Origin of the sequence: Mycobacterium heidelbergense, from assembly GCF_010730745.1 — a bacterium.
In the GTDB taxonomy this organism is placed as follows: domain Bacteria; phylum Actinomycetota; class Actinomycetes; order Mycobacteriales; family Mycobacteriaceae; genus Mycobacterium; species Mycobacterium heidelbergense.
In genome coordinates this window covers 2152603-2164663 of sequence record NZ_AP022615.1, presented here as the reverse complement: position 1 = coordinate 2164663, position 12061 = coordinate 2152603, and the positions used below count along the sequence as shown (strand labels likewise).

Below are 12061 nucleotides of genomic sequence, written 5' to 3'. Positions count from 1 at the left end.
ACTGACGTGAATCGATTCCTGAATATCTACTTCGTTGCTCTGCCCGACCCGATCGGCATCAACAAGAACATCACCCTGCACTTTGTGTATGACGAACGAAGTACGCCCTATCTCGCGACACCGACGATCAATGAGCAGGTCGATGAGCTTCTGCTACGGGTAGGGGGGCCGCAAGACGTGACGATCAGCTTCACCCACGTGCCAGCCGCACCCGCCGACTATCAAGTCCGCACTACCGCTGCGGTGAGGGTGATGGAGCATTTCAAGGGCGACGTGCCCGCGCTCGCGCCGGTTACTGCTTCCGAGTTCGTCAGAGGTGACGAGGAATTCAAGCCCAACCGTATCGTTACCATCGCCGAAGTAGCCGTATACGACGTGGCTTCGACGGACACCGTCCCAACGGACACGGAAATCGAGGACCTCACTGACCCGTGGCTGAGGTGCCTGCACTGTCTGCAGCACTTCGTACACTCCTACAACCTGTCGGCAGACGTACCCGCGCGGGTACCGACCTACATGCGCGTTGGGCCGTCGATTCCCTTGCTGCGACGGGAGCTGACAATCGAGAAGCCAGACTGGACTATCCATCTCCAGCCGCTGAATCACAAGAACTTCGGCGATGATCGCCCTACGAAGTTGCTCGAGACAAACGCGCTTGCGCAGGTCTTGTCGAACGTGCAGCTACTCTCTGCCGGCGATATCCGCGCCATTTATCGCCGCGCGGTCGTACAGGCTGAGCAGACGCTCACCGTTGATGGCGACTTTGCCGGCACCATCGTAATGGCAGCACAGGCATGCGAGATTCTCCTCGAAGGAGTGCTGGGTCTGATGCTATGGGAAGAGACCGGTGGTGCGCCCGAGTCGACGGGCGACATCGACGCAGCGGTCGCAGTGTTGGCCGCGCCGCTAGCGTCACGCGTGAAGAAGGAGTACCACCCTCGCCTCGGAGGGCAGTGGAATCCGCTTGGCACAAGCCCGGTCGGAGAGTGGTCCAGGAAGGTGGCAGGCCCGCGCAACCGGGTTGTCCACCGGGGTTTTCAACCGACGGCTGACGAAGCTGCCGATGCGCTCAATGCAATGCATGGTCTGGACGACTACGTGACCGAACTCCTAGCCGCACAGGCGCGCAAATCTCCTCGTACTGCGCTGATGTGGGTAGGTCAAGACAGATTGGCATCGCTAGGGCGATGGCCGTTGGTTAAAGCGTTTGCCCAGAAACGCCAGAAGACAGAGCCGCCATGGCGCGACAAATACGCGGCATGGAGGCAGAGGGTGGATTCTGATATTGCTACCGGCCGAGTGCGAGCGCGTTGAGAACCTCGACCGGCGGGTCTGGGTGCTTACACTTACTGACCGTGTGGGGCCGCGGCCATCCAGAAGGCGACTGCGATACGGCGAAGCAGGCTGACATCGGCGTGTGGCGCGATTCGTCGGACAGTTCGTGCCGCATCGAGATTCGAAACCGCGAAGTGGGCGGCTCGCTGTCGAGAATGGGATCAAGCGTGGCTGTTTCCACCAGCCATCCCGCGATTACCCATTACGCGGAGGTGTTCAGCCGCGTTCGATGAACATGGTGTTGCGGTGACGTCCCGCGGTGGATGCCTATACGAAATTGTCGGTGATGGCGCTGCGGTGATGCGTTCTGCTGCTGCGGCTATAGCCGTGTTCGCCGACGGTGGTCTTGGGGTTGCGTGCTGCCGTGCTCTCCTCGACCTAGCGGCCGGTAGCCCTGAATCCGGTTTGAATTGATGCGAGCTGAACGATCGCGGCGCCTTCGGCTGCGCTAATTGACCGCCGGGCACTCGCGGCATGGCGTAACACGCGAAGAGGTTCATGGCGTGAGGGTAAACAGATTGGTCAAGTCTCCGCCGTTCTTGAGGTTGGCGATCCGCTGTCGGTGCTCGTCGGCGCGCCTGGTGGCGTAAGCCTCGAGCGGGCGTCCAGTGACGCGGGCCCAGATCGAGGTGTTCAGCGCGTCGTGCGCCAAGACCGCGGCCAAGTCGGTGATGGTCGCGCATGCCTCGTTCGAGAGGGTGCCACCATGAATCGCGGCGTTTCGGGACCGGGTGAGCCGTCTGACTCTCGCATCCACGCGACGGCGTTCCTCGTCAAACGCGGCACCGATCGTCGCGGGCGAGGTCAGGATGTCGTCGCTCTCGGCGAGGCGGCGCGCCAGCCAGTGATCGGCATAGATCCCTCGGAGGGCTGAGACATGGGCAATGGTCTTGGGGCTGTCGATGCGGGTGCCCCATCCGCCATCGAGAAGGATGTCCGCCTCGATCACAGCGAGTTCCGGTGGAGTTGACGCACCTGGAGTGTGGTCGGGACGGTACTGCAACACAGCTGCGAAGACGTCGAACACCACTCGTCGGGCGAACACCGTGAGGGTGTATCCGTCGGTCAGATACTGATCGATGAAGTTGTACCACCGCAGGCCGCCGGTCGGTGCGATCCAGGTGTTGCTGTGCTCGATAGCCCGGACCGCCGCCATCACCGTGCCTTCTGCGTCGGTGTGCGGCGTGTTCTTGAGCGCCGCAGACAGACGCAACGCGGGCTGCACCGCGTCAGCGGTATCGGCCGTGATGAGGTGCCCCTTGGCAGTGAAATCGGTCAGATCCTTTACGAAATGGTCATTTTGGTAGAAGTCGGGCTCGGGTAATGGGTGCTTCAATCCCCATCGAGGGATCGACGGCGCCCACGGGGAGCTGTCGAAGAACAGGTGGCCACCGAGGATCTCCCACATGCCGTCCGTATGGCCCACCACCGCGAGCACCGCGTCGAGGTGAGTCCTGGCCGTCGCCATGGCGAGGTGGCGTTCGACGTCGTGAACCTCGACGCGGGCATAGACAAGCGCCGGAGCGTACTCGAATCCCGTGGTGTCGTCCATCTTGTTCGACAGTTGAAGGTCGCGGATTTCCTGGGTGAGCAATTCTTCGGGAACGACGCCCCCGAGCACCTCGTTGGCCCGGTCTTGGTGGATCAGCACGGTGGCGAGGCTCTGAGCTTCATAAAAGGTGATACCTCCGTGGGTGACGTACGGGTCACGGCCCAGGAAATAACCCGGGCTGAGGCGAAACCAGACCACATACTGACCTGTCGGGGGACGCTTGAGGATGCAGCGCTCGGCAAGTTCAGCCAGGTCACTGCCGGTGAGGTTGATCCGAGCCTGGGGGTCGTCGAGGCTGGGGTCGACGGTATCGCCGACCATGGCTTGAGCCTGCTGCACGCTGGAGGCGTAGCCCATGAGCACCTGAACGGCAGTCGAGAGTTGGCTGAAATAGCCGCGATCCTGTCGACGGTATTCGCTGAGGCCCACCACGGTGTCGCGCAGGAACGCGATTCGCTCGCTGGGGTACAGGACGTGGTCGATGGCCTGGCATCCGGCGACCAGGTCGCGCCACGCAGCCACGAGCGCGTCGTCGCGATCCAGTAACGCCGCAAGCGCGGCGACCCGCCTGGCGACGACGGGCCGCTGGGTGTCATCAATTCGCGGCCGGGCGGCACCCGCCCGCGGCACTAGGAGACCGTTGGTGATGGCCTGCTGAAGGCTTGTTGCCGCTGTGTCGACCAAGGCGAGAAGTTCGGGGCCCATCCACTGCAGGCTGTCGGCCAAGTCGGCCGCCATCGAGGTCCAGCTATCGATATATACGCTGTCGTGTGGGCGGGGGTCGACGCCCGCGGCCACGATCTCCAGTGTGATTGCGGTCAGCGGCATATAGCCGGCACGGCAGGTGACCGGCTCCTTCCGGTCGATGTACTCGCGCAGTTCCTCAAGCCACCGCGCGTGCTGTTCGAACAAAGCCCCTGCCCTCCTCCGTTACGCACAGCGAAGCGCAACGACGCCGATGACTCTACTGCGCACTCCCCGCGCCCTGGACGCATCCAGGCGTGCTGCCAGCAGCTCGGTCAGAAGGGACCTGCGATCCGTCGTGTAGCTGGCCGTTACCCGCGACGGCCAGCTACACGACCCGTCAGGCCAGAGCGCTGAGCGGGTTGCTCACCAGATAGGCATGGGCAACCTCCAAAGCCGCGGGGCCCTGCGGAGGTCGTGCTGCTCCGCGTCCTCGCGCCCACAGGCGATCCGCAGCTGGAGGAGACTGGCAGCATGATGACTGGCCCCGACATACGACGTGCCCGTGTGTCGATTGGTAGACCACGACCGCCGACGAAGCCGTCGTCGTTAGGAGCCCACCTAATGGACAGAGGACAGAATCCGAATAGTGGCGCCGCCGCTCGACTCAACGAACTCGCCGACGTGGCCGAGCAGTGCCGAATCTCCTTCTTAGCAACAGCTGATGAATCACTCTGGCAGCCGCGCGAGGGCTCACCAGCTGCGAGAGCGAAAACTATTCTGTCGCAACGTGATCCGGCAACCTCCAGCGCCGACATGTTGGCCGGTTTTGACTTAGTTTCCGAGGTGATTGTTACGTACCTCGAGATTGCTGCTGCGCATCTGGGCGGTCTAGCGGCCCTCTATCGGGCCGAGGAGTTGATCTTCTCGCCGCTGCCGGTCGCGCGTTCTATCGTCGAGCACAGTTCTCGTGTGTTGTGGGTTCTGGGTGATTCGCCGATTCGCTATGTCGACATCCTCGCCCGGGCCTACCTGGAGACTTTCGCTAGCGCTGAAGCCACCAAGGCGGCGGCAAGCCGGTTAGGTTCCAAACAGGATGAAAATTACCTCGCGGCGAAGTGGCGATGGACAGAGGTTCGTAGACGGGCGATTGCTACCTTCCCGGGAGCCACCGCAGAGGATCTGAGCGAGAGCGCGCCCGGTCGTACGTTGGCAGCTCAGCGTTTTCTAGGACCAGAGGCGGGTGTCGAGTGGATGTTCGGGTTGCTGGCTCGGTCGGCGGGCAGTTCCTTGCGCGGGAGCCAGGCGCGCGGCGTTTACGGTCTGTTATCAAGTGGCACGCATCCCTCGCTGGATCTTGCGCGCCAGTTCCGGGAGCCGGTCAACCGCGGTGACTACGTCGAGTTCACCTTGCGCGTGAACAGCACACACCTTCAACGACTGCTCACTACGGCGGTCGCGACGTTCTACAACGCGCTGTCATACGTCATCGACTTTTACGGCGCCGATCACAGTCCCCACGATCGGCTGACGGCCACGATCGAGAAAGCCCTGCCTGGAACCCTTACGTGAACTCGCAGACCATTACTCCCGGCGGACCGTAGCATCGGTCGGCAATTCAGATCGCTCTAGACGAGGACGTCGGTGATCGGTCCTCCGGCGGTGCCAGGTTCCAAAACGATGACCGGTGTGTAGGCCGGCCCGTCGGCGCCCTCGCTGTCCCATTCGTAGACGACGGTGCGCAACGTGTTGAGGTAGCGGCCGGTGAGCGCAGCCATGGTGTACGGGCCGTGGAAAGCCAGGTGCACCTCGGCGCGGCCGCTGCTCGCCGCGAGCCCCTTGATAGCGCGCGCGACGGATGCACTCAGACGGCCGCCTTCGCGTGCGTCGATTCTGCTGTTCGGCTCGGTCGACACGATGGCGGCGGCGGTGAACCCGTCGGTTGACTCGCGGATGAGCCGCACGAAAGCGGTGCGGTCGGCCTCGGGAGTCAGACTGACAAACACCGCGATTCGCTCACGCCCTGCTGTGGACGACCGCTCCGGGTCGATGGGTTCGATGTGGACGTCGTTGTTGGAGAGTCTCTCGCCGGCCAAGGAGGTCCACACCTGGTCCTGGAGGTCGCGGACCTCAAGGACCCCCAATTTCGTCTCAGGCAGTGCGGCGCCCAGGGCTAGGGCTACCGATAAGTGTGCGCCGCCGGCGATGCGTACGGTTCTGGCGCCAGTGGCGTATACCGCGTCGCTGATTATCGGCAGTGTGGTTTGAAGGAGCCTGAGTCCGCGTGGGGAGGGAAGGCGCCCGCTGGTGGCGGCGCTGAGGCGGATGTGCAAGTCGTCCTCGCCGGCATCAATAGCGGACGGTGTCGGCCTGCTTTGCACGCGAATCGTGAAAGGCCGTTGTTGTTGGCGGAGCATGGATCTGCGTTGTTCGACGCGGTGCATCAGGATGTCACGCGCGATCTCGACCTCGCCAGCGGCGTCGAGCATGTTGGTTTGCTTCTTGTCGGCCAGGGTGCGGGCGGGCGCCGTTTGCAGTAGCCGGTCGGGGGCCTCGAAGTCGCACCTCGAATTATCTGGCTGTCGGGCAACGTGATTGGCAATGCACAGGCTGAACCCTGGATCTGCGTCGAGTTGCAGCAGGCGCGGTAGTTCGCGTTCGCGGACGATCTCGCTGTACACGATGTCTGGTGTCATGACAAGCACCGCTGCCGACAGGCCCTGGGTGAGGGCCTGCTCTAGCCGATCGGTTGTGGTGCCCGCGCGTAGGTCGCTACGGTCGCGCCACACGACCAGCCCCGCCGCCCTGAGCAGACCCTCAAGCGATTCAGCGGCCGCAGTTCCGTCGGACTGCCGATAAGAAACAAACACTGGTCCGTCACCGCGGACCGCACCGTTTGGTAGCGGGCCAAGAGGTGGAAATCTGTTCTGCGGCAACAACACTGTGGCTGCTCGGGTCGAGACACGTCCGAGCCGGCCGCGGGCGGCGACGATGCCGGAAAACGCCGGGGAGCCTGACGGGATGTGAACAAGCAGAGCAATGGCGGCGTCGCTGGATTTGGCGGTGGCCCGAATCGCATGGACGTCGGTCGGACTGGGCCCGCAGGGGGCTGGGTGGCTATGCCATTCGCCGATGTATCCGATCGGATCGTCGTCGGCGCGATCTTCGAGAAAGGCACGCAGCAGCTCGTTGGCCTTCACGTCGTCGCGCACATAGCGGTTTGCGGACGCGAGTTCCCCGTCCACGACCAGGGCATGGGTGACGATGATGTCGGTGTCCTCGCGATAACCGAGCAGCACGCCTCCGGTCTCGGCTGGCAGGTGCCTTGCGGTTTCGGACGTGATCAAGGCATGCGCTGCGTTTCTGAGCTGAATTCGCGTCGGTGTGCGCCTCACTGCTGCGTCCTCTCGTGGAGCGTGTAGTGATGGACCTCGCCTGCCGGGTGCAGCGGCTGCTCGACGAGCAAGCCGATGGCGTGCCGGACTGTCGCCGCGGCAGCTTCGATGACCGCGTGCGGTGGTGTCGGCGAGATGGGGCTACCGCATCCGGACTCGAACAGAGGTTGGTGTGCGCTGGCTGCGCCGGTATCCGAGGGCGGTAACGGGTCGGCGCCGCCGAGCGCAGGCAGCACATCGATGCGGTATGTCGCGCCGTCGTTCTGCAGTGCCGCCGAGAGGATATGCGTGTTGAGTGCCTCGGCGGTGAGGTGTAGCAGCGCTGTGGTGGCGAAGTCCGCGGTGGCGTTGATTACGAGGCTGTGGTCTTGCATGAGCTCCGCGGCGGAGTCGTCAGAGGCCAGTGCGTTGTTGATGACCGCGATGCCACCCCCTTGCAGTTGGCCGCGGGCGGCGATGTGGCGTCTGACCGCCTCGACTTTCGCCAACCCCACGGTGTCGGGGCCGACGAGGTGACGGACGACGTTTCCCGGCTCGACGATGTCGTGATCGACGAGGGTGAGGCGGTGCACGCCCGAGCGGGCCAGCATGTCTGCGATGAACGACCCCAAGGCGCCCACGCCGACGACCGCGACGTGATGTCGGTGAAGTTCAGGAGCTAGCAGGCCGGCCCGCGCGGAGCGGGCAGCGTCAGTGTCTGCCGCGGAGCGCAGGCGCCTGGCCGCGATACCGCCGTCCGTTGTAGGCCACACCTCCAGCGCGATGATGCCCTTGTGGGGGCCACGTCGATACGTCAGCATCACGACGGTGACTTCGCGGCGCCGAATTCGGCGGTCCAGGTTGATGTTCGGGTCGATCCGCTCAGCGATGTCCGCCCATGCTCTCGGCGGCACTTCGACGTCTCCGATGTTCGCGAGGAAGCCGAAACGGTGCTTGCTACCTTTCGCAGACTTCGACGGTGCTGTCCCGCGCCCGATGTGCATGGTGTTGTTCCTCGCCGGGCGGAAGCGAATGAATCCGTTGCTGTATGGCGCGAGGTCGTCGTAGAGGTAGAGGCGGGTGTCGTCGGACTGGTGGAAGTACCTGTCGAGGTCGAGGTCGGGGCGGTCTTCGGGCCAGCCGGCGTGGGCTTGGTCGAACCATGCAGTGACCTGGTCCAGGAACGCGGTCACCTCGGTCCACCACAGTCCATCGTGGTCGTCCTCGGCCACCAGACACAGCGCTCCGCTCACCTCGCGATGCCAGGACCAGGGCACTGCATCATGATCGACAGGCATCACTGAGGGCGGGTGAAATGGGAATCTATCCGTGAGGGTGATGAGAACGTCAGTGGCGCCGTCGGCGTGCGCGATGGCGCCCCGCCACCCTGCCTGTGTTTCAAGGAAGCCGCGCCGTATCAGGCCCTCCTCGAAGTGTTGCCGGGTGTAAGTGACGAAGTCGTCGTATCGAGCGAGGCTCACCCGAACGTTCTCGGTCCGGCGGGCACGACCCGCGCGCCGGGGGAGATGATCGAGGCGCGCTTGGTGCCGTCCTCGTTGAAACCGGGCGGCATCTTGAACACGGTGTCACCGTCACCGTTCTCGCCGAGCAGCTTTTGAAACGTCAGCGCAGCAGCTCCTTCGTCCTCGTCGATGAGCGCATCGCGTGCCGCGGCCGCGGCATCTGCTAAGCAGGATCGGGCGGCTTCCAGCTCGTCGTCCGTTGCGCGGATCGAGATGGTGTGACCGAGCAGTGTGGGGTCGCTCACCTCGATGCCGTAGGTGGCGAAGTTGTTGATGATCGTGCTGATCTGCTGCAGCGCTGAGACGTAGTACTCCGCTTGGTCGTCGCCGCCGACGAGTCCTGAGTTGAAAGCTTGGTACGTAGCGGCCTCGATAAAGAATCCGCCGGGCTTCGTCCCGACGCCGAGTAGGGCGCGTCGCGTTTGGCGCAGCAACTTAACGGTCGGCACGTAGAAGCCGTCGTGGTTAGCATTCATCGCGCTCGACAGTGTGGTCAGCGCTTCGGGGTTGGTGCGGACCCACTGGTCCTCGTCCCCCTTCTGCGGGATCTCCCACGTCTGGCCATCCACGTAGGGGCGGGCAGGTACTGCGTCGACATAGAGGTCGTATTCCGGGAAGGAGACCTGCAGACTGCGGTCCTGGCGCTTGGTCCGGCGGTGCCCGTCGGAGTCGGCGCCGAACTCTGCATGGAGCACCTTGAAGAAGCGGTCGAGGATGTCTCGGGAAGATACCTCTGCGGACACCTCGGGGAGGCGGACAAACACGTCCACGTCCTTGATCCGCTTGATTGACACGTTGCGCTTGTACGACCCGATCAGCACCGGGCTCACGCCGTATCCGGCGAGCGTGGGATCGGCTTCGAGCGCATCGCGCACCAGGTTGTGCGCCTCGGGCGCGTGGGCCTTGTCGTCGCCGGGCTCGATGGAGCCTAAGGCGTCCCTGAATTGCTGCTTGAGGTGAGCCATTAGGCCCCTCCGATCTTGTGATGCGCGGTGCGTCGCGCAGTTAAGTCTGGTCCTCACCACCGACAGCCGAAGCCGGCTAGCGCGGGACCGTCGTCTATTTCTTCTTCCGGCGTTTGCCGGTGCTTTCGTTGGTCGTGGTTTTCGGGTGTTTCTTCACCGTCGACTGCTTCACGAAACGGCCCGTGATGGCGCTGCGTCCTCGCTTGCCCGACATGTCTTCGCCTCTCGGTCGGTAGATGCGCCGGTTTTCGCGCACACGGTCATGATGACGCCGAGATGATTCGCGCTAATTTATTGCGTATTGGGCCGGCGAGTTGTCGCCATTGCGCCGGCGCTGGCCGGCATGTCGAAGTATCTGAGGTGGGGATTTACATGCGACAATGAGTATCGAAAACGCGCAAATTAACACAGCCATGCAGGAGGCTCCAGGTTGTCCGGTGACGTCGTCGGCTTAGCGAAGCGTCGAGACGACGACGAGCGGGAGGACCTCCAGGCCACCTGCGCCAATCCGCGATGCGATGAGCAGTTCCTTCGGATTGCCGGACCAGGACGACGCAAGGACTTCCACAGTGAGGACTGCCGTCGCGCCGCTGAGCGGGACTACCGCCGGCTGACAAGCCGACTTGAGCACTACGAGCGTCAAGCCGAGCAAATGCGTGCCCGCCTTGACGCATACTTGCGCACCAACATCGAGGAAGCCATGGCCGAGCGGACTGGGCCTACGACGGCCGAAATATCGCGGGCCCGGGAAGCGATCGCTGAAGTACGAGGGATGGCACAGTTCCTGCCTCAGCATCAGGGTCAATTCGCAGAGAACTTGCTGAACCTGTTCAAAGCCGTTGAACCGCTCGTACCCCCCAGCCGTAGCTAGTTTCGAGCCTCGGACGATGCGAGAGCACAGGGCACGACCGATGACGACTCGCTTCGAGGCGGAAGTGGCTCAGCTGCAGGTCAATAGGGACTCGGAACGGTGCTGATCGTCAGCCGTTGAGCCAGGAGTTGAATTTCCCGCGGTCGAACGGACCTGTTGGAGGCGTATGGCGCTGCTTCTGGTGCAGAATCCGCGAATACTGCCAAAGCTCGTCTCCGGTGGCGAAGTCTCGCTTGTAGCCGATGCGCAAAAGATCCCAGGTGCCGATCACTTTCGGGTAGTCGCCACCCATTCCGGCGACCAAGTCGCGGACGGCGTGATCGTCGGTACACAGAATTGCCGGGAGGCAGCGGCATTCGATGATCGCCAGCGTCTCGGCTTCGCCTAGGTTCTTGGTGCGGGGTTCGCCGGGCACCCGAAGTCGCTCGTAATACGTTCGGGTCGTGAGGTGTTCGACTGGTGTGTCCGGGCGTAAAGGCTCGCCGAAGAGGTCCCACGCCCGCCGGATGGAGGAGAGGTCGGGTTCGCCTGCCCAGGCGGAGCACTCGTCGGACACCGATCCACACCATGCTCGCTCGACGGCAACCTTCTCCAGCAGATCCATGCGCTCGATCGTGGCGAAGTTGATGAGCGCGGTGGTATCCGGAAATAACACCAGAGTCACTGGGGCAGCTCAGATTCCCAGCGCTGTCATCAGTTCCGAGCTGCTGATGGACTCCGGTGCGGCCGGTTGGTCGACCTCCAAAGCGTCGGCAGAGACCCCAAGCATCCACGCAAGGGTGGCTTTCCGCAGTTGCCCCTGCGCGATCAACTCCAGATGAGCGTCTTGGATGGCCGGCGGGAATCGCCGAAGCGCCGCGGCGTCCATGCGGGCGGTGATCGGATCACCGGGCACGGCCGGTCGCCAGTGGCGTCGCAGTAGGCGCTGCGTCGGTTTCGTCCGCCACTCCTCCACGACCGGCGATGCCGGAATCTGGAGCGAATCGAGCCGATGTCCCACTGCGGCGGTCGACACACCGAAATCCCAGACCAGCGCGGCCAGCCCGCCCGCTGTCATGGAGGCCCAGTCCTGGGCGTGTACTCGTTCAGCCGGCATGAGCAACTCCGCGGCAAAGCCATTGGCAGCCCGCTCGTGGAGGTTGCGTGTCTCCTCCGAGAGGCCGACGTCGGTGTGCCCGTGGGCGAAGTGACCGAGTTCGTGGGCGATGTCCCAGTTCTCCCGGAACCAGTTTCCGGACGCGGGAATCGCGATGATCGCGTTGTCGCCGACGGTGAAGCCGTAGGCCGTCGACAACTCGGCGACCCGGATCATGTTGATGCCGAACGTCTTCTCAATGTCCTCAAGGAGCGTTCGCACGAAATCGGGACCCAACTGCGCGCGCGCGTCCGCTACATCGGTGGGCGGTTTGCACTTCGGCAACGACATGGTTGCCGCTTGCCGATACGCCAGTGCGATGTCGTTGAGGACTTCGCGGTCGTTGCTGTGGCCCGGAATGGTCCGGTTGCCAGTGCTCGGGTCGTAGTCGTGGCGCGCGACGACGGTTACCCGATGTGGATCAGGCTCGCCGGTGATCAGCCAGTGCACCTCCGCCCCGAGGTGTTCTGCAATCCGCACCAGCTCTACGGCTGAGAAGCTGCGCTGCCCTCGGACCCCGCGCGACATCGCGTCTGGCGGGATGCCCACGGCATCAGCGACACGGCCTTGCTGTCCTGCGGGGATGAGCGATCCGACGCGCGCTCCAATGTCAGCGCTCATG

General features: G+C 63.6%; 11 protein-coding genes. 3 read left to right on the top strand and 8 right to left on the bottom strand.

What is annotated here, in order from left to right:
* The first annotated feature begins 6 nt into the window (after window positions 1–6).
* Together G6N25_RS10210 and G6N25_RS10205 are read left to right on the top strand one after the other, a co-directional pair.
* On the top strand, window positions 7–1314 hold the full coding sequence (locus G6N25_RS10210) for a hypothetical protein (RefSeq protein ID WP_083075390.1): 1308 nt from the start codon (window positions 7–9) through the stop codon (window positions 1312–1314).
* 41 nt (window positions 1315–1355) lie between these two features.
* On the top strand, window positions 1356–1568 hold the full coding sequence (locus tag G6N25_RS10205) for a hypothetical protein (RefSeq protein ID WP_142272747.1): 213 nt from the start codon (window positions 1356–1358) through the stop codon (window positions 1566–1568).
* A gap of 263 nt (window positions 1569–1831) precedes the next feature.
* Here the strand turns inward: G6N25_RS10205 and G6N25_RS23810 are convergent, their stop codons facing one another.
* Window positions 1832–3799, bottom strand: a complete 1968-nt coding sequence (locus tag G6N25_RS23810; RefSeq protein ID WP_232065761.1) for a hypothetical protein — start codon at window positions 3797–3799, stop codon at window positions 1832–1834.
* A 396-nt stretch (window positions 3800–4195) separates the two neighbouring features.
* Here G6N25_RS23810 and G6N25_RS10195 point away from each other — a divergent pair, with 396 nt between their 5' ends.
* Window positions 4196–5143, top strand: coding sequence for a hypothetical protein (locus tag G6N25_RS10195; protein WP_142272748.1), 948 nt, complete (start codon window positions 4196–4198; stop codon window positions 5141–5143).
* A 56-nt stretch (window positions 5144–5199) separates the two neighbouring features.
* Here G6N25_RS10195 and G6N25_RS10190 read toward each other — a convergent pair whose 3' ends face one another.
* From G6N25_RS10190 to G6N25_RS10160, 7 genes are all read right to left on the bottom strand, one after another.
* The gene (locus G6N25_RS10190; protein WP_083075394.1) at window positions 5200–6966 is read right to left on the bottom strand and encodes an SAVED domain-containing protein; all 1767 of its coding nucleotides are present in this window, start codon (window positions 6964–6966) and stop codon (window positions 5200–5202) included.
* Complete coding sequence (locus G6N25_RS10185; protein ID WP_232065760.1) at window positions 6963–8198, bottom strand: ThiF family adenylyltransferase; 1236 nt, start codon at window positions 8196–8198, stop codon at window positions 6963–6965. Before G6N25_RS10185 ends, G6N25_RS10190 begins: the two co-directional genes overlap by 4 nt.
* Window positions 8199–8422: 224 nt before the next feature.
* Window positions 8423–9433: a nucleotidyltransferase domain-containing protein gene (locus tag G6N25_RS10180; RefSeq protein WP_083075398.1), complete on the bottom strand. Its 1011-nt coding sequence runs from the start codon at window positions 9431–9433 to the stop codon at window positions 8423–8425.
* Window positions 9434–9527: 94 nt separating this feature from the next.
* Window positions 9528–9689: a hypothetical protein gene (locus tag G6N25_RS10175; RefSeq protein WP_158084907.1), complete on the bottom strand. Its 162-nt coding sequence runs from the start codon at window positions 9687–9689 to the stop codon at window positions 9528–9530.
* Between the two features lie 195 nt (window positions 9690–9884).
* A complete protein-coding gene (locus tag G6N25_RS10170) occupies window positions 9885–10238 on the bottom strand; it encodes a hypothetical protein (RefSeq protein ID WP_142272749.1) in 354 nt (117 codons plus the stop codon).
* A gap of 175 nt (window positions 10239–10413) precedes the next feature.
* Window positions 10414–10968 carry a hypothetical protein gene (locus G6N25_RS10165; protein ID WP_083075402.1) on the bottom strand — a complete coding sequence of 185 codons (555 nt, stop codon included), beginning with the start codon at window positions 10966–10968 and terminating at the stop codon, window positions 10414–10416.
* 9 nt (window positions 10969–10977) lie between these two features.
* Window positions 10978–11889, bottom strand: a complete 912-nt coding sequence (locus G6N25_RS10160; protein WP_232065759.1) for an ImmA/IrrE family metallo-endopeptidase — start codon at window positions 11887–11889, stop codon at window positions 10978–10980.
* Window positions 11890–12061 lie beyond the last annotated feature (172 nt).